Consider the following 23,388-nt stretch of genomic DNA (forward strand, 5'->3'; position numbering starts at 1 on the left):
AGCGGCGCGGGATCGGCCCGGCCATCCAGCGCGATAGCCTCCAGCCCCAATTGCGCCAGCAGCCCGCGCGCATAGGTCGTGGCGGCACCCGTCACGAAGGCGGCTCAGCCAATCGTCCGGCGAAACAGCGCCAATGTCCGCGCCCAGGCGAGGTCCGCCGCCGCCTTGTCGAAACGCGGCGTGGTATCATTGTTGAACCCATGTTCCGCGCCGTCATAGATATGGGCTTTGTAACGCACCTCGGCCTGTTTCAGCGCGGTCTCATAATCGGGCCAGGCCGCGTTGGTGCGGACATCATTGCCGCCATAATGGATCAGTAGCTCCGCCTCGATCTTCGGCACATCGGCCAGCGTCGGGGGGCTGCCATAGAAGGGCACCGCCGCGCGCAGGTCGGGCAGGCGCGTCGCCAGCATATTAGCGATCCAGCCGCCAAAGCAGAAGCCGACGGCAGCGATCTTGCCATTGCTGCCCGCCATCGTCCGGGCATATTGCGTCGCCGCGACGAAATCCTCGCCAATCTTGTTACGGTCCAGCGTCGCAAAGGCGGTGCGCGCCTTGTCTTCATCGCCCGGATAGCCGCCGATCGTCGTCAGCGCATCGGGCGCGACCGCCATATAGCCATCGACCGCGAGCCGCCGCGCAACATCCTCGATATGCGGATTGAGGCCGCGATTTTCATGCGCGACGATGATGACCGGCAGCTTCGCCCCCGCCTTGCCCGCAGGCCGCGCGACATAGGCGCGCACCGTGCCATGGCCATCGGGGGACGCGATATCGACATGGGTGATCGCAATCCGCTTGTCGTCGGGCTTGATCACCTGCCCGCGCGCGAAATCGGGGCTGAGCGCGGCGAGCGTCGCGGTAGCCGCCACGGTGCCGCCGACATGCAGCGCGCATTGGCTAAGGAAACCGCGCCGGTCGATCGCGCCATGCACATAGGCGTCGAACAGGTCCAGCACCGCGCGCGGAAAGGCGGCCGCCCCTGTCGTATCTCCATTGCCTGCGTCCTGCGTCATCGCACTATCCTTCCGTTCCAAGCCCCTGCCGCCGACTATCGCCGCCTTTCCGCGCCAAGCCAATAGGCTGTGCCCCATGATGCAACCTTATCGCCCCGCTGGCCCGGAGCATGATCGCCCGCTAAGGGGAGGGCCACGCCAACGGACACAGGATATCGCCTCGCTCATGAGCCTATTGCCCTCGCCCCGCACTGTCGGCCCCTTTACGGTCAAGGCCATCGGCCTTGGCTGCATGAATCTGAGCCACGCCTATCTGCCCCGGCCCGACGCGCAACAGGCCGAGCGGTTGCTGCGCCATGCGCTCGATGTCGGGGTCGATTTCTTCGATACCGCCGCGCTCTATGGCTTTGGCGCGAATGAGGAATTACTGGGCCGCACCCTGATGCATCGGCGCGATGCCTTCACGTTGGCCAGCAAATGCGTGCTGGGTGGCAAGGACGGGCAGCGCGGGATCGACGGATCGCCAGCGACCATCACCGCCACGCTGGAGGATTCGCTGCGGCGGCTCCAGGTCGAGCATATCGACCTCTATTATCTCCACCGGTTGGACCCCAATGTCCCGATCGAGGAGTCGGTCGGTGCGCTGGTTCGTGCCGTCGAAGCGGGCAAGATCGGCGCGATCGGCCTGTCGGAAATGTCCGCCGCGACGCTGCGCCGTGCCCATGCGGTGCATCCGATCGCGGCGATGCAAACCGAATATTCGCCCTGGACCCGCAACGCCGAAGTCGCGGTGCTGGACGCCTGCGGGGAGCTGGTCGTCGCCTTCGTCGCCTTCTCGCCGGTCGCGCGCGGCGTGCTGGCGGGCGGGGTCGGCGCGGATGGCGTGCCGGAAGGGGACATCCGTGCCGCCATGCCGCGTTTCCAATCGCCCCATTTCGAACGGAATATGGAATTGGCGGCCGCCTTTGGCGCAATCGCGGCGGATGCGGGCTGCACCATGGCGCAGCTCAGCCTCGCCTGGGTATTGTCGCGCCGTCCCTATATCGTCGCGATCCCCGGCACGACCAGTATCGCCCATCTGGACGAGGATCTGGCGACGCTGACGCTCGACCTGTCGGCCGATACGCTGGCGGCGGTCGATGCGCTGTTCACCTTCGAAGCGGTGTCCGGCCCGCGCTATCCCCGCGCGGCGCAGGCGCAGGTGGATACCGAAACCTGGAACGGCGAACCGCTGGCGTGAAGGCGTCAGGCGGCGAGCAGACGTCGCCCCGCCGCTTCCTCCCAATGGTCCGCGTCGCCGCCCAGCGCGGCGTTCAGCGTCGCGCGCTTGAGGAACAAGTGACAAGGATGCTCCATGGTCAGGCCTATGCCGCCATGGAGCTGGATCGCTTCCTCCGCGATCAGGCGATAGACATTGGCGGCATGGGCCTTCATCGCACCCATGCGGATCGCGTCGGCATCGGGGTCGTCGGCCCGCGCCCAAAATAGCGCTTCCGCCGCCACCAGCGCGGTCTTCATGTCGGCGACGCGATGCTTCAACGCCTGGAACAGCGCCAGCGGCCGGTCGAACTGTCGCCGCGTTTCGAGATAATCGATCGTCATGCGCAATGCGGCATCCGCCCCGCCCAGGCTGTCGGCCGCGAGGGCCAGGCTGCGCAGCGCCGACAGGCGATCGACCAGCGCTACTGCCGCTTCCCCTTGCGCCAGCACTATGCCTTCCTTCTCGCCGACATCAACATCGAACAGCCGCCGCGTCTTGTCCCACGTCGCCCGCGCCGTCAGGCCAAGGCCCTGCGTCTGTAGCAACGCCACCCGCTCTGCATCGACCAACAGCAGATGGCTGGCCCGGTCGGCATCCGGCACGGCGGTCAGGCCTTCGCTCAGCGACGCGGTCATTACCTCGCCCGCCATCGCCCGGCCCAACAGTTCGTCCTGCGCCGTGCCGCTCAGCGCCTCGATCACCAGCATCTGCGCGATCGTCGGCCCCGCCACCAATGTCCGCCCCAACGCCTGATGGATCACCCCCACCGCCTCGCGGCCAAGGCCCAGCCCGCCCTGATCCTCCGGCACGGCCATCATCAGCCATCCCATGTCGGTGATCAGGGTCCAGCTCTGCGCTGCGTCGGGGGTCAGGTCGCCGTCGAACGCCTTGGCGGCGGCGTCCTGCAATTCGCTTCGCGTCATGCTCATGCCGCGCTCTCCTTCAAGGTCCAGCTTTTGGGTTCGCGCGGCATCCCCAGCAGCCGCTCGGCGATGATATTGCGCTGCACCTCATCGCTGCCGCCCGCGATCGTCCAGGCATAGCTGTTCATGAAATCGGCCATCCAATTGCCCGTTTCCATGCCGCCGCCAAAGGTGATCGGCGCATGATATTGCGCGTCCAGCCCGCCAATCCGCAGTCCGAGCGCCGTAAAGTCACGCAGCGTGCGCGAATAGGCCAGCTTGACGATGGAGGCGTCGCCCACCTTTTCCTCACCTGCGATGCGATTGGCGAGAAACTGGTCGGCGACGGCGCAGGTCGCATCGACCTTGCTGGCCAGCCGCCCGACATCGCGCAGCACGCCCGCATCCTCGCTGCGCCCATGCGCGCGAATAAGGTCGCCGATCCGCCACATCGCCCCGCGCATCCGCGCGCTCAGCTCCAGCAGCGTCAGTCCGCGTTCGGACGACAGGGTCGATTGCGCCACGGCCCAGCCCTGGCCTTCCTCGCCCAGCCGGTTGGCCACCGGAATCTCGACATTCTCGAGGAAGATTTCGGCAAATTCCTCGTCGCCATGAATTTGATGAATGGGTCGCGCGGTGACACCCGGTGCCTTCAAATCCAGCAGCAAATAGGTCAGCCCAGCCTGCTTGACCCCTTCATTGCTGGTCCGCACCAGCAGCAGGCATTGGTCGGCAAATTGCCCCATGGTCGACCAGAGCTTTTGGCCATTGACGACATAGACATCGCCTTTCCGCTCGGCGCGCGTGCGCAAAGCGGCAAGGTCCGACCCCGCGCCCGGCTCCGAAAAACCCTGGCACCAGATTTCGCCATCCAGGATGCGGGGGATATAGCGCTGCTGCTGTCCCGCGCTGCCCCATTCGAACAAGGTCGATGCGGCATGATAGGTGGACATGAAGGACAGCAGCAGGCGCGGCGTATCGGCGCGCGCAAACTCCTCGTAAATCACTTTCTGCTCGGCCAGCGATCGCCCGCCGCCCGGCCAACCTTCGGGCCAATGCGGCACTGCATAACCGCCCTTCACCAGCGTCGCGAACCAGCTGCGTTGCATGGCGAGAAAGGCGGCTTCGCTCGTGCTGTGCGCGCGCCAGTCCTTTGGCGCATGAACGGCAAGCCATTCGCGCACCTCCTGCCGCAAGCCGTCCAATGCGTCGCTCAAATCCCGTGCCTCCACAAAATACGCATCTGCTAGGTCGCAAATATGGCCCCCCACGCAAGGGGCGTACCCGCAATATCCCCAAGGCGATGGCCTAGATCGCGACCTCGATCATCCCGTCCACCACGCGCACGGCATAGGTGGCGATGGGGTCGCTGGCGGGGCCGGTCAACGCCTCGCCCGTTTCCAGGTCGAACCGCGCACCATGCGCCGGGCAGGCGATCCACCCCAGTCGCATCCGCCCGCACGCCAGCGGTTCCTGCGCATGGGAACACATATTGTCGAGCGCATGGATGCGCCCCTCGAAATGGCACAGCATGATCGAGCGGCCCGCCGCTTCTACCGCTAGGACGCTGCCATCGGGCATATCGGCCAGCGGCAGGAGGGGAATATAAGAGGCGGCGTCCGTGTTCATGCCTGTGCATGGTACCGCTCCGCCGCTCTTGTCCAAGCCCGCCTTTGCCATATCACCGGGGCGTTCTCTTGAGCGGTCGTCTATTCTCGCCCTGCGGCATCCCGTAATCACAGGCCCATGGACTTTGCATGGACAGATCAGGAAACGGCCTTCCGCGCCCGGCTGCGCGCGCTGCTGGCCGATACGCTGCCGGACGATTGGGAGCGTTTCTCGCAGCATGGCCCAGCCTCGCCTGCGTTGACCCGCTATGCCGAAACATTTTGCGGTACGCTGGCGGAGCAGGGCTTGCTGATCCCGCATTGGCCGGTCGCATTGGGCGGGCAGGGGCTGGACCCCTGGCACCAGATGATCCTTGCCGAAGAAATGTGGATCGCGGGCGAACCGCGCGGCGGCCAATATATGAACGTCAATTGGATCGGCCCGACGCTGATCCGCTACGGCTCGCCTGATCAACAGGCGCGCTATCTGCCCCCGATCGGGGAAGGCAAGGCGCTGTGGTGCCAGGGCTTTTCCGAGCCCGGCTCCGGCTCCGACCTCGCTTCGCTCCGCACCCGCGCGGAACGGGATGGCGACGTCTATCGCGTCACCGGCCAGAAAATCTGGACCAGCTATGCGGGGTTGGCCGACACCTGCTTCCTCGTCTGCCGCACCAGTGACGATCGTAAGCGTGGCATCTCCATCCTGCTGGTGCCGATGGACACGCCCGGCATCACCGTCCGCCAAATCCCATCGCTGATCGGCGAAGGCGATATTCATGAAGTGTTTTTCGATGATGTCACGGTGCCGCTCACCGCGCGCCTGGGCGATGAGGGCCAGGCGTGGGAGATTATCGGCTATTCGCTGACCAACGAACGGCTGGGCATCCCCCGCTATGCGCTGGCCCGCGCTGCGCTCGACCGTGCCGTCGCGGTTCTGAAGGAGCAGGGGGAGTTCGACGGCCAAGCGGTCAGGATCGAAGCCGCTCATGCGGCAGCCCTCACCGAAGCCGCGCGCATGGCGAGCTACGCCATCGTCGACCGTCGCGCGAAGGGCGAGGCGATCGGCGCGGAATCCAGCTCGGCCCGCTTCGCCACCGTCATGGCCGAGCGGCGCGTGTGCGAATTTATCGTCGAATATCTGCCCGAAGCGCTCGCCGACGCGCACCCCTATCTCAAAATGCACCACCAGCGCGGCATCGTCGCCGGGATTGCGGCGGGGGCGGCGGAAATCCAACTCAACATCATCGCCACCGATGTCCTCAAATTACCCAGGGAGCCGCGCTGATGGACCTGTCGCTCACTGACGATCAGGTCGCGATCCTCGACGCGATCGACGCGCTGACCCGGCCCTATGCAGGCGCATCGCTGCATGAAGCAGGCTTTGCCCTGCCCGATGCGCAGCTCGACCGCGAACTGGCCGAGGGTGGATTTCTCGACATAGGATTCGATCCTGATCTCGGCGCAGTCTCCGCCGCGCTTGTCGTGGAACGTGTAGCCCGCCTGCCGCACACGGTCGAAGCCGCGGCCAGCGCGCTGATCCGTCCGCTGCTGGGCGATGATCTGCCGCGTCCGCTCTGCCTGGTCGAAGAAGGCCGCACGACCCGCCCCATTCGCTTCCTGCGCGAAGGGGCCACCGTACTGATTGTCGGTCGATCCGGCGTTTCGACCTTCACCGCCACGGCAGAGCAGGTCCGCCCTGAACCCGAAGCGCTTTACGGCTACCCTTTGGCCACGCTACTCGCTGTGCCCGCCAACCGCATTAGCCATGCCTTTTCCATCGAGGACGTGCTGACCCGCTGGCGCGTCGCGCTCGCCGCTGAAGCCGCCGGTCTGCTTGCCGCCGCGCTCGACAGCACGGTCGCCCATGTCACCGACCGCCAGCAATTCGGCCGTCCGCTCGCTACCTTCCAGGCGCTACGCCACCGGCTGGCCGAAGCGCAGGTGCGCGCTAACGGCGTTCGCTGGCTGGCCCTCAAGGCCGCCGCCACGCTCGACCCCGCCGACGCTGCGCTCGCCGCGCTTCACGCCCAGGAATCGGCCCGTGCGACCGTCTATGATTTCCACCAATTTTTCGGCGCGATGGGCGTGACGCTCGAACATCCCCTCCACCTGTGGACCTACCGCCTCAAGGCGCTGATCAGCGACGTTGGCGGACGCGGTGGGCAAGCGCTTGCTGCGGCGGATGCGCTCTGGCCTTAGAAATTCAGCGTTCCCCGGCCTCCGCCGGGGAACAAGCGTTTCTAAAACCCCAGATCCAAAATCGGCCCGTCGAAATTCCCCGCCAGCTTCTGCGTCGCCGCGCTCAGCTTTTCCGGCTCCACGCCCTTCAGATAGCCGTCGATGATCCGCTGATAGTTGGAAATCAGCCCTTCTATCTCCTTCGCCAATCGCATGAAGTCAAAGCCTTGGGCGTGCAGCCCCTTCTGCTGAATCGGGATATTGCTATAGTCCTGACGGGGGATCATCGGGAATTGGTCGCTGTCATAGGGCAGCGTCACGGCTTCCATTACCGGTGGCGGCTCCTGGCCTTCGGGGAAGTGGGTCAGCGACCATAGCTCGAACATACAGCTTTCCGGTCCCAGCGGGCGGATGCGATAAGCGGCCATGCTCGACAGGAATGGCAGCAGGAAATAATTGGGGAAGATGAATTCGACCGCCTTCACCGGCGTATTGACCGCGATGTGATTGAGGTCGGGCGCCGGTTCGCCGCGCGCCAGCCCGGCCTGCGTCACGCAATGGTTGAGCGTGCCGAACCATTGCATGATCGCCTGCCCCGGATCGTCGGGCAATTCGACGTCGATCAGCGTGCGCGCCACCGCCACATCCTTGGCATGGCACATTCCCGCCATGCCATCGCTCAACAATTGCAGATGATCGACCTGATCGACGATATTGTCGCGCATCGACCGGTTGGGGTTGATCGGCACGCCTATCCCGCCCGTGTCCATGCCATACATCATATTATAGAGGATCGGCACCTTCTGCTGAAGCTGCGGGTGCGTGCGCATGACATGATAGCCCTCCATGAAGGCTTCCATCGCGGTCTTCCAGTTGGCAGGCAGCATCGTGGCGAATTGCCATTCGGCGCGCATCTTGTCGGCCTTGTAGGCATCCAGACCCGCCGCCAACGGCCCCAATTGCTGCCGGAATCCCGGTGCATCATCATCGAAATTGATGAACACACAGCCCATTTCGATTTCGATGCGGCATGGGCGCAGCGCCAGATCGGCTTCGTCCAACTGCCCCTCGCTGAACAGATGGCGGCCATAGACGAAGGTGTTTTTCCCCTCGATATTCCAGCGCCAGCCATGGAAGGGACAGATGAACCCCTTGCCCTTGCAATTGCCATGGCTCCCTTCGGTCAGCGGCACGCCGCGATGGCGGCAGGCATTGTGGAAGGCGCGAATGCCATCCTTGGTCCGCACGATGATAACCGATTGACCAAGATTGCTATATTCGATCCAGTCGCCGACTTCGGGCACCTGCTCCACGCGGCACGCCATCTGCCAGACATGCGGCCATAATTGCTCGCACTCGCGCTTATAGAATGCTTCGTCATAATAGCGAGGCGTCGGGATGCGTTCGGGATCGGTAATCTCGAACGGAACCGATGTCGTCGCTGCCAAATCCTCTGCCATGTCACCCTGTCCGCTATTAGCTTTGAGGGAGAAGGGTAAAGGCTGGGGAGGGGCGTTCAAGACGGATCGGGCGGGCACCCCGCTTCATCGCCGTGGCGGTGCAAGGGTCGATCCATCGTGCCGCTACCGACCTCACATCCGTTCGGGCTGAGCTTGTCGAAGCCTTCTTCCTTTCTTGCCCGGACAAGGGCTGCCCTTCGACAGGCTCAGGGCGAACGGACGAGGGAATAGTGCGACTTTTGGAGCCTCGCTTAAAGTGGAGGAGCGGGAGCGCCAATTTCCCCCCGCACCGCATCCCCATGCGCGTCCAGCCCCGGCGCACCGCCAGCGACCTTCCCCGGCGTCGCGGAAAACCAAGTGGGAACGCCCGGAAAGCGCACCGCGCCATGCTCGGTCTCCACCGTTTCGAAAAAGCCGATGGCGTTCAGATGGTCATTCTCGAACAGCTCGTCCGTCGTCCGCAACGGTGCGGCGGGGATATGCAGCGACGCCAACAGATCCAGCCATTCCTGCGTCGTCCTCTGCGCGAATGTCCCACCCAGCAAGCCATAGACCCGGTCGATCTGCTTCGCCCGCTTGGGCAGGCTGTCAAACTCTTCGCTCGCCCATTCCGGCTGCACCGCGCCGATAAAGGCGTTCCAATGCTTGTCATTATAGACCAGCGCCGCGATATGCCCGTCCTTGGTCGCATAGGGTTTGCGGTTGCGCGCGACCACGCGGTGATAATGGGCCGGGCCGATTGGCGGATCGAACATCGCGCCACTGGCATGTTCGGTCAGCATGAAGGCGGCCATCGTCTCGAACATGCCCACTTCCACCTCCTGCCCCTCGCCGGTGCGCTCGCGGTGGAACAGCGCCATCATGGTTGCATACAGCCCGGTCAGCCCCGCCACCTTGTCGGCGATGATCGTTGCCATGAAATCGGGCTTGCCGGTCATCAGCGCTTGCAGATGCGGGATGCCGCATTCGGCCTGGATCGTATCGTCATAGGCGGGCTTGTTGGCTTCCGGCCCGCGCCGACTATAGCCATAGCAATTGGTGTAGACGATGTCGGGCTTGATCGCCCTGACCGCGGCATAGTCGAACCCCAGTCGCGCGATCGCCTTGCCCCGCATCGAATGGATGAAGATATCCGCCATCGCGATCAGCGCGCGCAGCACATCCTTGTCCGCTTCGCGCGTCAGGTCCAGCACGATGCTGCGCTTGCCGCGATTGACGTTGGTGAATACGCCGCCCAGGTCCGGCGCATTGCCACCATTGATATAGCGGGTCTGGTCGCCACCGCCCGGCGGCTCCACCTTGATGACGTCCGCGCCCATATCGGCCATGATCTGCGTCGCATAGGGGCCAAAGACCATTGCGGTCAGATCGACCACCCGCACGCCTGTCAGCGGCCCACCATGGCCCTTTGGCTCGCCCATGTCTCTCTCCTGTTCCATGCCGTCGGGCTAGGACAGGCGGCGCGGCGAAGCCATGGCCAACCACTTCGCCCCACCGATATGTCGGATCTTGAACAGCCGTTCGATTGTGCGCCTTATCCCCCGCTGATACCCAAAAGGCCGACAATCAGGACCGCCCCTTGCGGCAATCGGGACCAGAAACGTGGATTTTGCCTTTACCGACGACCAGCAGAATATTCGGGACGCCGTGCTGGCCCAATGTAGCCAGTTCAGCGACGATTATTGGCTCGCGCGCGATCGGGATGCCCAATATCCGGTCGAATTTCATACCGCGATGGCGCAGGCGGGGTGGCTGGGCGTCGCCATGCCGGAATCAGTGGGTGGCGCTGGCCTTGGCATCACCGAAGCGGCCATCATGATGCAGGCGGTCGCCGAAGCGGGCGGCGGCATGACGGCGGCCTCCACCATCCATGGCCCGGTATTTAGCCTCGAACCCATAGACCTGTTCGGCACCGAGGAACAGAAGCAGCGCATGATCCCGCCGATCCTGTCGGGCGCGGAAAAAATGTGCTTTGCCGTCACTGAGCCCAATACCGGGCTGGACACGACCAAGCTCAAGACCCGCGCCGTGCGCGAGGCGGGCGGCTATCGCGTCAATGGCGAAAAAATCTGGATCACCAACGCGCATGTCGCCGACCGGATGATGCTGCTGGCGCGGACGACCCCGCTCGATGAGGTGCAGAACAAGACCCACGGCCTGTCGCTTTTCTATACCAAGCTCGACCGCAATAGAATCGAGCATCAGCTGATCCCAAAGATGGGCCGCCATGCGGTCGGCTCCAACATGGTGTTCATCAACGACCTCTTCATCCCCGAAGAGGACCGGATCGGCGAAGAGGGGCAGGGGTTCCGCATCATCCTCAAAGGGCTGAACCCCGAACGCATATTGCTCGCGGCCGAAGCGGTGGGCATTGGCCGCAACGCGATCCAGCGTGCCGCCCGCTATGCCCGCGAACGCATCGTGTTCGACCGGCCGATCGGCATGAATCAAGGCATCCAGCACCCGCTCGCCAAATGCTGGGCGCAATTGGAAGCGGCCAATCTGATGGTGATGCAGGCCGCGACCAAATTCGACAAGGGCGAGGAATGCGGCGTCGAGGCCAATGCGGGCAAATATCTCGCCGCCGAATTTGCGTTCGAGGCTTGCCATACCGCCATGCTGACGCTGGGTGGCATGGGCTATGCCCAGGAATATCATGTCGAACGGTTGCTGCGCGAAGTGCTGATTCCACGCACCGCGCCGATCAGCCCGCATATGATCCTTAACTTTCTCGCCGAAAAAGTGTTGGACTTGCCCAAATCCTACTGACCGGAGAGAAGATCATGTCCACCCCCGCCACCCTTTCGATCAAGATGCGCTCCTGGCTGTTCGCGCCGGGCGATAGCGAGAAGAAGATGGCCAAGGCCGCAGACAGCGCGGCGGACATCGCGCTGTTCGATCTGGAAGACGCCGTCACGACCGACAACAAGGCGCTGGCGCGCCAGCTGGTCCATGATTGTCTCGCCAGCCGTCCCGAAGGCCGGGACCGTTTGTGGGTCCGGGTCAATCCGCTGGACGGTCCCCATACGCTGCTCGATCTTGCCGCGATCATGCCCGCCCGGCCCGGCGGCATCATGCTGCCTAAAGTCGATGGGCGGCAGGATGTGGAGCGGCTCGACCATTATCTCTCCGCGCTTGAAGTCGCCAATGGCATCGGTGAAGGCTCGACCCCGCTGATCGTGCTGGTCACCGAAACGGCGAAAGCGATGTTCCATACGGGCGATTATAAGGGCGCGCCGCGTGTCGTCGCGCTCACCTGGGGCGCGGAGGATCTGGCCGACTCGATCGGCGCCAGCAACAACCGCAATGACGACGGCAGCTATGGCTTCACCTATGAGTTGGCGCGGTCAATGTGCCTGCTCGGCGCAGCGGCCGCCGGCGTCACCGCGATCGAAACGATCCAGGGCGATTTCCGTGATCTCGAAGGGTTGAAGGCCCGTGCGGAAAAAGTACGGCGTGATGGCTATCGCGGCATGCTGGCCATCCACCCGGCGCAGGTCGACGTGATCAACGCCGCCTTCACCCCCACCGAGGAAGAAATCGCGCAGGCGATTGAAGTGGTTGATATATTTGCGAAAAATTCGGGCGTCGGCGCGATCGGCTATAGGGGCGGGATGCTCGATCGTCCCCATCTCAGCCGCGCCGAGCATTTACTCCGACAAGTAGGGCGATTGTGAAAAGCGAAACCAGTGTCCGCTTCGCTGTACACTTAAAGGCCGGTGACCATATCGTCATCGGCCAAGCCTGTGGCGAACCCACCACCCTGGTCGAGGCGCTGATCGACCAGGGCCGCGATATTCCAGACCTGTCCGCTTTCATCGCTACCAGCTTTTCCGGCCTCTTCACGCCCGCCACCGCCGACAGCTTCGCCCTGTCCAGCATGGGCGCGATCGGCGCGCTGCGGTCCATGACCAAGGCGGGCAAGCTCAAGGTCATTCCCGTCCATGTCAGCCAGATCGGCCCGCTGATCACCGCCGGGATCATCCCCTGCGACGTGGCCCTGATCCAGGTCAGTCCGGCGGATGAGCATGGCAATCATAGCTGCGGCCTGATCAGCGATTATGTTCGCGCCGCCGTGGACAAGGCGCGGGTCGTCATCGCGGAAATCAACGAAGCCGTCCCCTTCACGCCCGGCGAAACCATTCCCGCATCCGCCATCGACGTCGCCATCCCTGTCAACCGTCCACCTGTCGAAGTCGCCCCCGCCGCCATCGGCCCGACCGACGAAGCTATCGCCCGCCACTGCGCGGCCTTCATCGGCGACGGCGCGGTGATCCAGACCGGCGTGGGGGCTGTGCCCGATGCGATCCTGCGGCTGCTGCACGACCGCAAGGATCTGGGCGTCCATTCCGGCATGTTGGGCGATGGCCTTGTCGAACTGGTGGAGGCAGGCATCATCACCAACGCCCGCAAGGAGGTCGACCCCGGCGTCTCGATCAACGGCGCGCTCATCGGCACGAAGCGCCTCTACGACTGGGCGCACCGCAACCCGGCGATCCGCATGTGTGCGACCAGCTATACCCATGACGCCGCGATATTGGGCCGCCTCTCGCGCCTAGTTACGATCAATAGCGCGCTGGAGGTGGACCTGACCGGACAGGTCAATGCCGAACAAGCGGGCGCGGTCTATCTAGGCGGCACGGGCGGGCAGGTCGATTTTGTGCGGGCCGGTGCCAGATCGCCGGGCGGCCGATCGATCATCGCGTTGTCAGCGTCGGCCAAGGGCGGCACGCTCAGCAAGATCGTCGCCCAGCTCTCCGGTCCGGTCACCACCGCTCGCACCGACGTGGACGTGATCGTCACCGAATATGGCGCGGCCGAACTCAAGGGGCAAAGCCTCGCCGAGCGCACTCGCCGCCTGATCGCCATCGCCCATCCCGATTTCCGCGAGGAACTGGACCGGGCCGCCCATATCATCGCGCAAAGGGGGTTTTAGATGGAGTCTCGCCGGTCGAAGCCTGAAATCCTCCCCTGTAAGGGGAGGTGGCAGCACGCAGTGCTGACGGAGGGGTGTCACCCTATCGATAGGGCGACACCCCTCCGTCTGGCTGCGCCAGACACCTCCCCTGCCAGGGGAGGAATGTCAGCGACATGACCGACGCCATCCTTTTCGATGCCCGCGCCGATGGCATTGCCGTCCTGACGATCAACCGCCCAGACCAGCGCAATTGCCTCAGCCGCGAGGTGCGCGAAGGCTTGCGCGCCGCATGGGACAGGTTCGAAACCGACCCGGCGCTGCGCGTCGCCATCCTGACCGGATCAGGCGACAAGGCCTTCTGCGCGGGTGGCGACCTCAAGGAAATGGTCGAAACCGGCATGACCGTTCCGCCGCGCGCCATGTTCCCGCTCCCTTACGACACGATCGAACTGAGCAAGCCCACGATCGCCGCCGTCAACGGCGTTGCCTTTGCAGGCGGCTGGATGATCGCACAGGCCTGCGACCTGTGCGTCGCCAGTAGCACCGCGCGCTTTGCCATCACCGAAGTCAAGGTCGGCCGATCCTCCCCTTGGGCGTCCCCGCTCATCCACATGATCCCGCAGCGGATCATGATGGAGATCATCCTGACCGGCAAACCGATCACTGCGCAGCGCGCTTATGAGATCGGTCTCGTCAACCGCCTGGCCGAACCCGAAGCACTGCTGGACGCCGCCATCGCGCTTGCCGCCGAAATATTGGACGGCGCGCCTTTGTCGGTGAAGGCGGGCCGCGACACGGTGATGCTGGCGACCGAGATGGGCCGCTCCGCTGCCCTCCAGGCCGCCCGTGCCGCGTCGGAATACACCTACCAAAGCGAAGACGCACAGGAAGGCCCCCGCGCCTTCGCGGAAAAACGCCCGCCCCGGTGGCAGGGCCGATAGATGACAAGCGAGGATGCCATGACAGATCTGACACAGCCGGTCACCGTCCCGGCCGATGCCTATATATCGCCCGACTATGCCCGCGCCGAACAGGACCGGTTGTGGCGCAAGGTCTGGCTTCAGGCCGCCCGGCTGCAGGACATCCCCAATGTCGGCGATTTCGTCACCTACGACATTCTCGAAGACTCGGTCATCGTCATGCGCACCGGCCCCGACGAATTGCGTGCCTTTCATAATGTCTGCCCCCATCGTGGCCGCCGTCTGATCGACACGCCAGCGGGCGCTCGCAACGCACGCGGCAACCGGACGAGCATCATCTGCGGCTTCCACGGCTGGACCTTCGATCGACAGGGGCAATGCATCTTCGTCAACCATCAGGATGACTGGCAGGGTAGACTAACGGCGGAACGCACCGCGCTGGGCAAGGTGCGGGTCGATACATGGGGCGGTTGGGCGTGGATCAACCTTGATCCCGATGGCGACGCACTGACCGACTATCTGGGGGTGGTGCCGGGCATGCTCGATCCCTTCGGCCTTCAGAATATGCGCTATCGCTGGCGCAAATGGATCATTTTCGACTGCAACTGGAAAGTCGCGCTCGAAGCCTTCAGCGAAACCTATCATGTCCAGACCACCCATCCCGAATTCAATGCCTTCGGCGAATTTCGCGGCTGGGCGCGCCAACATGGCCTGCACAGCAATATCGGCTATGACGCGCCCAAGAATATGGACGAGAACCAGGCCAAGTTGCGTGTCGGATCGGGCGAAGACCCGCGCCTCTCGACGGCGGAGATGCAGCTCTTCACCTGGGAAAATGCCAACACCAATACGACCATGACGCTGGTCAACGCGGCGCAGCGGTTGAAGGACGAACTGCCCGAAGGCACCCCCGCGCCGCAGGTGTTGCAGCATTGGTTGGCCACCGCCCGCGCCGACGATGCAAAGCGCGGCGTCATCTGGCCAGTGGTCGAGCCATCCCATACCGCCAAGAGCGGCACCGCCTGGCAGATTTTCCCCAATTTCCAGATCGGCCACGCCGTCAACAACATGCTCTGCTATTCGGCCCGTCCCTATCAGCGCGACCCGGACAAATGTATTTTCGAGGCGGCGGTATTCGAGTTGTTCCCCGACGGCGAAGCACCCGCGACCGACTGGGAATATACCAAACCGGAGGAATGGCCGCCGGTCCTGCAACAGGATTTCACCAACATGGCCGCCGTCCAGCAGGGCATGAAGAATGTCGGCTTCCGCGGCACCCAGCCCAACCCCTATATGGAGCGCTCGGTCGCCAGCCTGCACCAGAATCTGGCGTGTTACATGGGCACCGGGGCACCAAAGTCGATCGACTAAATATCTGAGATACCTATTGAAAAGCCCGCCGCCATATCTGGCGACGGGCTTCTAACTTGCCGACGCTCAAGCCGTTTTATTCGAACGGCTCTTCGCCCTGCAACTTGGTGCGATGCATCATGCGGTTGGAAGTGGGATCATAGGCCTCGGCGCGGTGCATGGTGCCGGTATTGTCCCAGATCACCAGGTCGCCGACGCTCCATTCATGGCTGTAGCTGAACTCTTCCTGCGTTGCCCATTCGCGCAGGCCAACCAGAATTTTCGCGCTTTCCATGGGGGTCACGTCTTTGACACGATGCGCGGTGCAGCCAAGGACCAGCGACTTGCGGCCCGATTTGTGGTTCCACACCAGCGGCAGTTCATTCTCGCCGATCCGCTGCATCCCCTCAATCTTGGCGAGGCTGGGTTCCGGTTCATAATAGAAGACCGTCGCCCATACCGAATGGATCACGCGCAGCTTCTCATACTCCGCTTTCTGCGCGTCGCTCAGTGCTTCATAGGCGGCATAGGTGTTGCAGAAGCCGGTATTGCCGCCCCACGGTGCCTTGACCTTGCACGACAGCAGCGACGCCAGGATCGGCGTGTCGTTCATCGTGCCGTCGATATGCCAGTAGAGCGAGCCTTTTAGATATTCGGCGCTCTGCGGATTTTCCTTCACGTCGAGCGTGATCTTGTGAATCTTGTGGTTGGTGCCGTCCTGCATTTCGGGCGCGAATGTGCCGAGTGTCTTGGTGAAGGCGATCTGTTCGTCGTCGTCGAAATCGATCTTGGGAAACACCAGCACGCCGCGCTGTTCCAGCAACTCGCGCAGCTGCGGTCCCAGGTCGCCCGCCAGCAATTCCGCCTTGCTGTTCAGGATGCGGCTACCGATGTTCGGCTTGATCTCTTCATGCGCCATGCGCGTGATTGCGGTGCTTGCCATGTCCGACTCTCCTCAGTCTTTCCAATGTCTTGAACACATGTTCAGCATGGGGTTGAAAAAAAGTCAACATGTCTCATTTTTCAGGCGAGGAGCTTATCCAGCCAGCGTTCGACCGCCTGGCGCGCATCGTCATGCCCGGCGCTGACGTCCAGACCCTTTTCCATGACCAACGCCCGTCCTGCACTCGCGAGCAGCACACTCATGGCCGCAGCGGTCATGCCTTGCTCGGCCAGTTTCGGACCGAGCAGCCGGTCGAGACAGGCGGTCTGGCGCGCCCGCATCGCTTCGCTGTGGCGCGTGATCTCCGCGCGGATTGCCTTGCGGTGATTGGCCAGCGCGACAAATTCCATCGCCAGCGCGGTGCGGCTGGTATCGGTAAAGAAACGCCACAGCGCGCGCACAGGATCGTCGCTGGCCAGCGCCTGGTCGATCATCGCGTCACTTTGCTGCGCGCCGCGCCGGAATACGGCGAGCAGCAGGTCATCGGTGGTGGGGAAATAATAATGCACCAGCGATGGCGGCAATTCCGCGCGCAAGGCAACGCGCCGCGAACTGGCGGCGGCATAGCCTTCATCGCGGATCACCTGTTCGGCAGCGTCGACGATGCGGGCGCGGGTTTCGGAGCTTTCGGCTCCAATGCGACGTTTCTGGACCATGGTGCCAGCATAAGAGCCGGTGACGCGTGCGCAAGGCGCTTGGGGCACGGCGCTTTTCTGTTCGGGCTTAATGCGATCCCATATAGCGGCCGCCATTGGTGCTGATCGTCTGGCCGGTGATGTAGCTGGCCTCCTCCGACGCCAGATAGGCGCAGGCGGCGGCAATATCCTCCGGCTTGCCCACCCGCTTCATCGGCAGGGTCTGGGCAAAGGCATCGACGTCGATCGGCGCCGCGCGCAGCATGGGCGTGTCGATGAAGCCGGGTGGCACCATGTTGAACGTCACGCCGCTGGCGGCGAATTCCAGTGCCAGCGCCTTGGTCATGCCCATCAACCCGCCCTTGGACGAGACATAATGGCCCTGGGCAAAGGAGCCGGACTGGACCGAGGAGGAAGTGATGTTGATCACACGGCCCCATTGGGCGGCGAGCATGTCGGGCAAGACTTCCTTGGTCAGCAGATATGGTCCGCGCAGGTTGATGTGGATGACCTTGTCGAACAGATCATCGTCAATCTCCATGAACGGGGTAAAGGGCGCGATGCCGGCATTGTTGACCAGGATGGCGACGGGGCCGAGCGTGGCGCGGGTTTCCTCCGCCGCTGCGTGGATGGCGACCTTGTCCGAACAGTCGGCGGCGATGGCAATGGCGGTGCCACCGGCATCCTCGATCATCTGCGCGGTTTCGGCGGCACCCTCGGCATTGATGTCCCAGATGGCGATCTTCGCCGTGTCTTCGGCTAGGCGGATGGCGATGGCCCGCCCGATGCCCGACCCCGCGCCCGTCACCACCGCGACCTTGCCATTGAGAGAGCGTGTCATCGAAAAATCCTTCCTGCCATGCCGACCATTTCGTCGTTTGAACGGGTGATCAACATCGCTGCCGACCCTGTCAAGCAAGGCCCGCTTTGATCGCCTCGGCGAACCGGCGGCGCAGGGTCAATACCGCGCAAACAGCGCCGCAGGCAGCACTGCGTAAGTCGCGTCCTGGGTGGGATCAGGCTTTTCGCCATGATCGGCGGCCGGAAGCAGCATCTTCATGTCGAACTGGACGTCGCGCCGCGCGAACAGCCAGCGGCCGTTTTCCTTGCGATAATTATCCACATAGCGGACGCTCTGGACGTCATGCGCCAGCCCACCATTGCCATCGGGGATCAGGTGCCAGGCGATCGCATAGACTTCGCCTTGCGCAGTGTCGCCATCGACGCTGACCAGATGATTGCAGATATGGTGACTGCCGATATGCATGTGGGGCAGCGACCGTTCGAGAAAGGCGTAGTAGTTCGTGACCGGGCCGCTGGAATAGGGACCGTGATTGTCGATCCCATCGTCCGTATAGAGCGTGCGCAGCAACGCGAGATCCTTGCGATCGACGCCACGCGAATAAAGCTGCGCCAGCTGTCGTATCTCTTCTTTGGCGACCAGTTCTGCAAGCGCTTCCATATCGTCTCTCCCGTGATTTTGGGCGAGGCTAGCTGCAAATCTGGGCGTTCGTCAGCCTTCTTGGGTCTGCGCGACGTCCGACCAGCCCGATATCGGTACGGCGATCCGCTGCATGAACAAAAGCGTTTTGGGCGGGCGATGATGGTGCGATAGGCGTGATGCGGTGCGACGTCGCCGCAGGAGGGGGGAGTGCCATGAACAATCAGGTCGTCGCTACGCAGTCGGGTCTGGTTCGCGGGTCAAGCGCCCAAGGCGCACGGCGCTGGCTGGGCATACCCTATGCGCAAGCCGCCCGCTTTACCGCGCCTGTCGCGGCCCCGACATGGGCCGACGTGCGCGATGCGACCGTACCGGGTCCGCAATGCCCGCAAATGTATGGCAACGCGGCAAAGCGCGCGCGGATCGCCCAGCCGGATTTTTCCGAAGATTGTCTTACCGTCAACATCTACGCACCGGACGATCTGGGCGAAGATGAAAGACTGCCCGTCTATGTCTGGATTCACGGCGGGGCTTTCGTCGCGGGCAGCGGCAACAGCTATGACGGCTCTCAACTCGCCCGCGATGGACGGATCGTCGTCGTCACGATCAATTATCGCGTCGGTATACTGGGTTTCGTAAATCTTGGGGCCGCGCTGAATAGCGCAGACATTCCCTCCAACCTCGGCCTGCGCGACCAGATTTCGACGCTGACATGGGTGCGGACCAACATCGCCGCCTTTGGGGGCGATCCTGATCGGGTGACGATCGGCGGGCAATCCGCCGGATCAATGTCTGTCTCGCTGCTGCTGCATATCCCGAAAGCGCGGCCGTTGTTTCAGCAGGCGATCATGCAGAGCGGTGCCGTAAGCCTGATCCATGGTCAGGCGAAGAGCGAGGCCATCGGCCGCCAATATGCCGCGGCACTGGGTGCAGGCGGACGCGACCTTGGGGCACTGCAGGCGCTGGATTTGCACGCCCTCTTTGAGGCGCAGGCGGCTGTCGGCGCGGCCAATCCGGGGACTATTCCCGCATCGCCCTGGCTGGACGGCGATCTGGTGCCGGGTACGCTCGCGGCCATTCAGGAGGCACAGGCCGCGCCAGTGCCGTTGCTGGCCGGAGCGACGCGCGATGAGGTGCGATTGTTCGAGTTGATGCCCGGCGATATTCTGCCAACCAGTTGGTCGGCGCTGGAAACGCTGTTGCACGGGCAATTGGGGGTGGAACAAGCGCAGGCGATATTGGCGACCTATCCGCGCACCAAGGCGGGGCGGCGGGCGCTGGCCAGTGACCTGACGTTCGTCATGCCGACCCGTCATTTCGCTGATCGCCATGCCGCGCACAGCCCGACCTGGTTCTACCGCTTCGATTATGCGCACCCCATCGCCGGGGCGACCCATGGGCTGGACCTCACGCTGACATGGCCGATGCACGGGTTGCGCGCTGCGCTGGCGCGGGGGGGACGGATGACCGGGCAGCGTGCCGCCTTGGGCCAAAGGATGACGCGGCATATTGCCCATTTCGTGCGGCATGGTAGGCTACAGGAGGATTGGCCCGCCTATGATGCCGCCCAGGGTCAGGTAAAGATATTCAACCTGGTCGATCGGGTCGAAGCCCGGCCCGATGCGGATCGCTGGCGCGCATGGGCGGGGCAGGACGTGGGCGTCGGGCTGGTCGCCTGACGCCCACGTCCGTCAGGCGATCTGTTCTTCCGGCCAATAGAGCCGCATCGGATTGTCGGTCAGCAATTTGCGCTGCAACTCTGCGGTTGGCGCGATGCGCGGGATCATGTCGACCAGATGGCCATCGTCGGGGATGGCGTCCTGCATATTGGGGTGGGGCCAGTCGGTGCCCCATAGCACACGATTCTGATAGTCGGCGACCAATGGCGCGACCGCATCGGCAAAGGCGTTCCATGGGTCGCCATTCGGATCGAGGCGGTCAGGACAGGTCGCCTTGAACCAGATGTCGTCACGGCTGTCGAGGAAGGTGCGAAAGGCCTTCATATCCGCGCCGTCCGGCCCCTGGGTCACGTCGGGGCGGCCCATATGGTCGATCACGAGAGGCACGGGGATGGCGTCCATGAAGGGGCGCAATTCTTCGAGGATATCCGCCTCGAAATAGATGACGACATGCCAGCCGGCAGGCAGGCGGCTGGCGACTTCCAGAAACTTGTCCTTGGGGGCGTCGTCGACCAGGCGCTTGAGGAAATTGAAGCGAATGCCCCGGATGCCGCCGTCATGGAGGGCCAGGAGGTCAGCCTCCGAGATCGCCGGATCAACGACAGCGACGCCCCGTGCTTTGCCGTTAGATTTGGCGATGGCGTCTAGCGTCGCGCTATTGTCGGTGCCGTGGCAGCTGGCTTGGACAATGACGTTGCGGTCGAAACCCAGATGGTCGCGCAGGGCGAACAACATGTCCGGTCCGGCGTCTTCGGGCAGATATTTCGCCTTAGCGCTGAACGGGAAGTCCGCCATCGGCCCGAACACATGGCAGTGCGCATCAATCGCGCCGGGCGGGGGCGTATAGAGCGGTTTGGACGGGTTGCCGTGCCATGAAACGATCCGAGTCATATCTTAAAAACTCCGTTCGCCCTGAGCCTGTCGAACCGTAGGTCGGCGAAGCCAACGGCTGTTGTTTCTTCAAGAAAAGTGGAGGGCTTCGACAGGCTCAGCCCGAACGGTCAGGAAAAAATGGTGCCATCCATGAGCTTGCGGGCGGTGCGCAGCATGGCGGCGCTGGTGACCGAGCCGCTCTCGTCCAGTTCCATGACGCAGGTGGTTTCACCGGTGGGATGTTCCACCGATAGCGTCTTGCGCGACCCATCGGGAATGTTGGCGACGTCGGCGGCGGGCGACCCGTCGATCAGGCAGGCCGTCGCGACGCTGACTGCACCCAGCACGCCGATCGATGCATGGGCGCGATGCGGAATGAAACTGCGCACCGTAACCGCGCCACCATTGCGGGGCGGGGCGACCAGCATCATCTTGGGCACCGACTTTTCTGTGACATCGCCCAGGTTCATGCGTTCGCCGACGGCGAGGCGGATCTTTTCGATGCGGGCTTTCAAATCGCTGTCCTTGTCCAGCGTATCGCGATCTTCATAGCCGGTAATGCCGACGTCGCGCGCCTGCATCACGACGCAGGGCATGCCATTGTCGATCAGGGTGACGCGGACGCCCTCGACTTCGTCATAGGCGTTGCCAGTGGGAAGCAGCGCGCCGCATGAGGAACCGGCGGTGTCGCGAAACTCCAGCGGGATGGGGGCGGCGCTGCCGGGGACGCCGTCGATGCGGGCGTCGCCATGATAGCGGACAGTGCCGCCGGGCGTCTGGACCGTGGCGATGGCGATCTGGCTGGTATTTTCCATGAAGATAGCGACCCGCGTCTCTTCCGGCTGCGCGGCGACGAGGCCGCGCTCGATCGCGAAGGGACCGATCCCGGCTAGGATATTGCCGCAATTTTGCGCGTCGCTGGCGATCGCCTGGTCGACGAAAACCTGCAGGAAGAGATAGTCGATATCGACGCCATCCCTGGCGGACTTCTTCACGACCGCGACCTTGCTGGTCAGCGGGTCGGCCCCCCCCATGCCATCGATCTGGCGGGGATCGGGCGATCCCATGGCGCGCAGCAGGAAGGCGTCGCGGGCGGCGGTGTCGGCGGGGAGGTCGTCGGCCAGGAAATAGCCGCCCTTCGACGTGCCGCCGCGCATCCACATGACGCGGGCGGAGGTGAGGGCGTCAGACATATTTAAGGCCCATCTCTTCGAGGCGGGGGCGCATATTGTAGATGTCGAGGCCGAGCTCGCCTGCGGCCAGGCGGACGCGCTTGGCTTCTTCGGCGGCTTCGCGGGCCTGTGCTTTTTCCAGCACGGCAACGGCGTCGGCGCGCGGCACGACGCACACACCATCATCGTCGGCGATGATCACGTCGCCTGCGTTGACCAGTGCGTTGGCGCAGACGACCGGGACATTGACCGATCCAAGCGACCCCTTGATCGTGCCCTGGGCGTGGACCGCTTTCGACCAGACCGGGAAATTCATCTGTTTCAAGTCGCGCAGGTCGCGGACGCCGGCGTCGATGATCAGGCCGCGGCAGCCGCGCGCCTGGGCGGAGGTCGCGAGCAGGTCGCCGAAATAGCCATCGGTGCACGGGCTGGTCGGCGCGAGGACGAGGATGTCGCCTTCCTTGAGCTGTTCGATCGCGACATGAACCATCCAATTGTCGCCGGGAGGGGCGGAGATGGTGACGGCGCTGCCCGCGATGCGGGCGCCGGGATAAATGGGGCGCATGTGCGGGGCAAGCAGGCCGGTGCGGCCCTGCGCTTCATGGACGGTGGCGACGCCGCATTGGGCGAGACCGTCGATGACGGAAAGGTCCGCCCGTTCGATATTCTGGACGACGATGCCGGACATGGGCGCTTGCTCCTCTTTCCTAAACCAGACAGCGACATGGACAATAGTGGCGCCATGCTCAAATCCGTTCTGGCGCGGCCGCATAAAATTTTGCTAATTGTCAAAAATGCAGGTCGATCAGTTCAATATCCGGCATCTCGCCGCGATGGCCGCCGTGGTGGAGCAAGGCAGCGTCAGCCTGGCGGCGCGGGCGGTGAATTTGACCCAGCCTGCGGTGACCCAGGGCATCGCCAAGCTGGAGGCGCAATTGGGCGCGGCTTTGTTCGAGCGGCGACCGGGCGGGATGGTGCCGACGCCGGTCGCGCTGCGCTTCAAGCCGCGCGTCGATGTGGCGTTGCGACTGATCGGCAGCAGCCGGGTGACGGCCGCGCAAATCCGGGCCTTCGTCGCGCTGGCGCGCGGTGG

General features: G+C 63.7%; 23 protein-coding genes. 10 read left to right on the forward strand and 13 right to left on the reverse strand.

Annotation, left to right across the window (positions count from 1 at the left end; all coding sequences use genetic code 11):
- Positions 1 to 104: 104 nt before the first annotated feature.
- Positions 105 to 1,016 carry a dienelactone hydrolase family protein gene (locus IL54_RS10295; RefSeq protein ID WP_037478315.1) on the reverse strand — a complete coding sequence of 304 codons (912 nt, stop codon included), beginning with the start codon at positions 1,014 to 1,016 and terminating at the stop codon, positions 105 to 107.
- A gap of 166 nt (positions 1,017 to 1,182) precedes the next feature.
- On the opposite strand from IL54_RS10295, the gene IL54_RS10300 reads away from it, so the two are divergent.
- Positions 1,183 to 2,196, forward strand: coding sequence for an aldo/keto reductase (locus IL54_RS10300; protein WP_037475394.1), 1,014 nt, complete (start codon positions 1,183 to 1,185; stop codon positions 2,194 to 2,196).
- Between the two features lie 5 nt (positions 2,197 to 2,201).
- On the opposite strand, the gene IL54_RS10305 is transcribed toward IL54_RS10300, so the two are convergent.
- The 3 genes from IL54_RS10305 to IL54_RS10315 all read right to left on the reverse strand — a co-directional run bounded on the left by IL54_RS10305 (position 2,202) and on the right by IL54_RS10315 (position 4,748).
- Positions 2,202 to 3,146, reverse strand: a complete 945-nt coding sequence (locus tag IL54_RS10305; RefSeq protein WP_037475396.1) for an acyl-CoA dehydrogenase family protein — start codon at positions 3,144 to 3,146, stop codon at positions 2,202 to 2,204.
- Positions 3,143 to 4,336 (reverse strand): acyl-CoA dehydrogenase family protein, encoded by a 1,194-nt coding sequence (locus tag IL54_RS10310; protein ID WP_237748847.1) that lies wholly within the window; start codon positions 4,334 to 4,336, stop codon positions 3,143 to 3,145. The genes IL54_RS10305 and IL54_RS10310 overlap by 4 nt, the downstream gene beginning before the upstream one ends.
- 91 nt (positions 4,337 to 4,427) lie before the next feature.
- The gene (locus IL54_RS10315) at positions 4,428 to 4,748 is read right to left on the reverse strand and encodes a Rieske (2Fe-2S) protein (RefSeq protein ID WP_037475401.1); all 321 of its coding nucleotides are present in this window, start codon (positions 4,746 to 4,748) and stop codon (positions 4,428 to 4,430) included.
- A gap of 117 nt (positions 4,749 to 4,865) precedes the next feature.
- On the opposite strand from IL54_RS10315, the gene IL54_RS10320 reads away from it, so the two are divergent.
- Together IL54_RS10320 and IL54_RS10325 are read left to right on the forward strand one after the other, a co-directional pair.
- Complete coding sequence (locus tag IL54_RS10320) at positions 4,866 to 6,011, forward strand: acyl-CoA dehydrogenase family protein (RefSeq protein ID WP_037475403.1); 1,146 nt, start codon at positions 4,866 to 4,868, stop codon at positions 6,009 to 6,011.
- Positions 6,011 to 6,925: an acyl-CoA dehydrogenase family protein gene (locus tag IL54_RS10325; RefSeq protein ID WP_037475406.1), complete on the forward strand. Its 915-nt coding sequence runs from the start codon at positions 6,011 to 6,013 to the stop codon at positions 6,923 to 6,925. The genes IL54_RS10320 and IL54_RS10325 overlap by 1 nt, the downstream gene beginning before the upstream one ends.
- A gap of 41 nt (positions 6,926 to 6,966) precedes the next feature.
- Here IL54_RS10325 and IL54_RS10330 read toward each other — a convergent pair whose 3' ends face one another.
- Complete coding sequence (locus IL54_RS10330; RefSeq protein ID WP_037475409.1) at positions 6,967 to 8,364, reverse strand: aromatic ring-hydroxylating oxygenase subunit alpha; 1,398 nt, start codon at positions 8,362 to 8,364, stop codon at positions 6,967 to 6,969.
- A gap of 251 nt (positions 8,365 to 8,615) precedes the next feature.
- Positions 8,616 to 9,785 (reverse strand): CaiB/BaiF CoA transferase family protein, encoded by a 1,170-nt coding sequence (locus IL54_RS10335; RefSeq protein WP_037475411.1) that lies wholly within the window; start codon positions 9,783 to 9,785, stop codon positions 8,616 to 8,618.
- 181 nt (positions 9,786 to 9,966) lie between these two features.
- On the opposite strand from IL54_RS10335, the gene IL54_RS10340 reads away from it, so the two are divergent.
- From IL54_RS10340 to IL54_RS10360, 5 genes are all read left to right on the forward strand, one after another.
- Positions 9,967 to 11,133, forward strand: a complete 1,167-nt coding sequence (locus IL54_RS10340) for an acyl-CoA dehydrogenase family protein (protein WP_037475413.1) — start codon at positions 9,967 to 9,969, stop codon at positions 11,131 to 11,133.
- 14 nt (positions 11,134 to 11,147) lie between these two features.
- Complete coding sequence (locus tag IL54_RS10345) at positions 11,148 to 12,041, forward strand: HpcH/HpaI aldolase/citrate lyase family protein (protein ID WP_037475416.1); 894 nt, start codon at positions 11,148 to 11,150, stop codon at positions 12,039 to 12,041.
- Positions 12,038 to 13,300 (forward strand): acetyl-CoA hydrolase/transferase family protein, encoded by a 1,263-nt coding sequence (locus IL54_RS10350; protein ID WP_037475419.1) that lies wholly within the window; start codon positions 12,038 to 12,040, stop codon positions 13,298 to 13,300. Before IL54_RS10345 ends, IL54_RS10350 begins: the two co-directional genes overlap by 4 nt.
- A 155-nt stretch (positions 13,301 to 13,455) precedes the next feature.
- Positions 13,456 to 14,223 (forward strand): enoyl-CoA hydratase/isomerase family protein, encoded by a 768-nt coding sequence (locus IL54_RS10355; RefSeq protein WP_037475422.1) that lies wholly within the window; start codon positions 13,456 to 13,458, stop codon positions 14,221 to 14,223.
- Positions 14,224 to 14,241: 18 nt separating this feature from the next.
- On the forward strand, positions 14,242 to 15,573 hold the full coding sequence (locus tag IL54_RS10360) for an aromatic ring-hydroxylating oxygenase subunit alpha (protein WP_237748848.1): 1,332 nt from the start codon (positions 14,242 to 14,244) through the stop codon (positions 15,571 to 15,573).
- A gap of 76 nt (positions 15,574 to 15,649) precedes the next feature.
- Here the strand turns inward: IL54_RS10360 and IL54_RS10365 are convergent, their stop codons facing one another.
- The 4 genes from IL54_RS10365 to IL54_RS10380 all read right to left on the reverse strand — a co-directional run bounded on the left by IL54_RS10365 (position 15,650) and on the right by IL54_RS10380 (position 18,592).
- On the reverse strand, positions 15,650 to 16,495 hold the full coding sequence (locus tag IL54_RS10365) for a TauD/TfdA dioxygenase family protein (protein ID WP_037475431.1): 846 nt from the start codon (positions 16,493 to 16,495) through the stop codon (positions 15,650 to 15,652).
- An 80-nt stretch (positions 16,496 to 16,575) separates the two neighbouring features.
- The gene (locus IL54_RS10370; protein ID WP_037478317.1) at positions 16,576 to 17,151 is read right to left on the reverse strand and encodes a TetR/AcrR family transcriptional regulator; all 576 of its coding nucleotides are present in this window, start codon (positions 17,149 to 17,151) and stop codon (positions 16,576 to 16,578) included.
- A gap of 67 nt (positions 17,152 to 17,218) precedes the next feature.
- Positions 17,219 to 17,971 carry an SDR family NAD(P)-dependent oxidoreductase gene (locus IL54_RS10375; RefSeq protein ID WP_037475436.1) on the reverse strand — a complete coding sequence of 251 codons (753 nt, stop codon included), beginning with the start codon at positions 17,969 to 17,971 and terminating at the stop codon, positions 17,219 to 17,221.
- Positions 17,972 to 18,088: 117 nt separating this feature from the next.
- The gene (locus IL54_RS10380; protein WP_037475440.1) at positions 18,089 to 18,592 is read right to left on the reverse strand and encodes a nuclear transport factor 2 family protein; all 504 of its coding nucleotides are present in this window, start codon (positions 18,590 to 18,592) and stop codon (positions 18,089 to 18,091) included.
- Between the two features lie 194 nt (positions 18,593 to 18,786).
- Here IL54_RS10380 and IL54_RS10385 point away from each other — a divergent pair, with 194 nt between their 5' ends.
- On the forward strand, positions 18,787 to 20,250 hold the full coding sequence (locus tag IL54_RS10385) for a carboxylesterase/lipase family protein (RefSeq protein WP_037475443.1): 1,464 nt from the start codon (positions 18,787 to 18,789) through the stop codon (positions 20,248 to 20,250).
- Positions 20,251 to 20,262: 12 nt separating this feature from the next.
- On the opposite strand, the gene IL54_RS10390 is transcribed toward IL54_RS10385, so the two are convergent.
- From IL54_RS10390 to ligK, 3 genes are all read right to left on the reverse strand, one after another.
- Positions 20,263 to 21,141, reverse strand: a complete 879-nt coding sequence (locus IL54_RS10390; protein WP_037475447.1) for an amidohydrolase family protein — start codon at positions 21,139 to 21,141, stop codon at positions 20,263 to 20,265.
- A gap of 110 nt (positions 21,142 to 21,251) precedes the next feature.
- The gene (locus tag IL54_RS10395) at positions 21,252 to 22,316 is read right to left on the reverse strand and encodes a 4-oxalomesaconate tautomerase (RefSeq protein ID WP_037475451.1); all 1,065 of its coding nucleotides are present in this window, start codon (positions 22,314 to 22,316) and stop codon (positions 21,252 to 21,254) included.
- Positions 22,309 to 22,983, reverse strand: coding sequence for a 4-carboxy-4-hydroxy-2-oxoadipate aldolase/oxaloacetate decarboxylase (ligK, locus tag IL54_RS10400; RefSeq protein ID WP_037478319.1), 675 nt, complete (start codon positions 22,981 to 22,983; stop codon positions 22,309 to 22,311). The genes IL54_RS10395 and ligK overlap by 8 nt, the downstream gene beginning before the upstream one ends.
- Positions 22,984 to 23,089: 106 nt before the next feature.
- Here ligK and IL54_RS22940 point away from each other — a divergent pair.
- A partial coding sequence (locus IL54_RS22940) for a helix-turn-helix domain-containing protein (RefSeq protein ID WP_156106291.1) occupies positions 23,090 to 23,388 on the forward strand: 299 nt, incomplete at its 3' end.

It is taken from the genome of Sphingobium sp. ba1 (assembly GCF_000743655.1).
Classification (GTDB): Bacteria; Pseudomonadota; Alphaproteobacteria; order Sphingomonadales; family Sphingomonadaceae; genus Sphingobium.

Coding starts and splice junctions, on each gene's coding strand:
- IL54_RS10295 (WP_037478315.1), bottom strand. CDS start 1,016: ATGACGCAGGACGCAGGCAATGGAGATACGACAGGGGCGGCCGCCTTT.
- IL54_RS10300 (WP_037475394.1), top strand. CDS start 1,183: ATGAGCCTATTGCCCTCGCCCCGCACTGTCGGCCCCTTTACGGTCAAG.
- IL54_RS10305 (WP_037475396.1), bottom strand. CDS start 3,146: ATGAGCATGACGCGAAGCGAATTGCAGGACGCCGCCGCCAAGGCGTTC.
- IL54_RS10315 (WP_037475401.1), bottom strand. CDS start 4,748: ATGAACACGGACGCCGCCTCTTATATTCCCCTCCTGCCGCTGGCCGAT.
- IL54_RS10320 (WP_037475403.1), top strand. CDS start 4,866: ATGGACTTTGCATGGACAGATCAGGAAACGGCCTTCCGCGCCCGGCTG.
- IL54_RS10325 (WP_037475406.1), top strand. CDS start 6,011: ATGGACCTGTCGCTCACTGACGATCAGGTCGCGATCCTCGACGCGATC.
- IL54_RS10330 (WP_037475409.1), bottom strand. CDS start 8,364: ATGGCAGAGGATTTGGCAGCGACGACATCGGTTCCGTTCGAGATTACC.
- IL54_RS10335 (WP_037475411.1), bottom strand. CDS start 9,785: ATGGGCGAGCCAAAGGGCCATGGTGGGCCGCTGACAGGCGTGCGGGTG.
- IL54_RS10345 (WP_037475416.1), top strand. CDS start 11,148: ATGTCCACCCCCGCCACCCTTTCGATCAAGATGCGCTCCTGGCTGTTC.
- IL54_RS10355 (WP_037475422.1), top strand. CDS start 13,456: ATGACCGACGCCATCCTTTTCGATGCCCGCGCCGATGGCATTGCCGTC.
- IL54_RS10360 (WP_237748848.1), top strand. CDS start 14,242: ATGACAGATCTGACACAGCCGGTCACCGTCCCGGCCGATGCCTATATA.
- IL54_RS10365 (WP_037475431.1), bottom strand. CDS start 16,495: ATGGCAAGCACCGCAATCACGCGCATGGCGCATGAAGAGATCAAGCCG.
- IL54_RS10370 (WP_037478317.1), bottom strand. CDS start 17,151: ATGGTCCAGAAACGTCGCATTGGAGCCGAAAGCTCCGAAACCCGCGCC.
- IL54_RS10375 (WP_037475436.1), bottom strand. CDS start 17,971: ATGACACGCTCTCTCAATGGCAAGGTCGCGGTGGTGACGGGCGCGGGG.
- IL54_RS10380 (WP_037475440.1), bottom strand. CDS start 18,592: ATGGAAGCGCTTGCAGAACTGGTCGCCAAAGAAGAGATACGACAGCTG.
- IL54_RS10385 (WP_037475443.1), top strand. CDS start 18,787: ATGAACAATCAGGTCGTCGCTACGCAGTCGGGTCTGGTTCGCGGGTCA.
- IL54_RS10390 (WP_037475447.1), bottom strand. CDS start 21,141: ATGACTCGGATCGTTTCATGGCACGGCAACCCGTCCAAACCGCTCTAT.
- IL54_RS10395 (WP_037475451.1), bottom strand. CDS start 22,316: ATGTCTGACGCCCTCACCTCCGCCCGCGTCATGTGGATGCGCGGCGGC.
- ligK (WP_037478319.1), bottom strand. CDS start 22,983: ATGTCCGGCATCGTCGTCCAGAATATCGAACGGGCGGACCTTTCCGTC.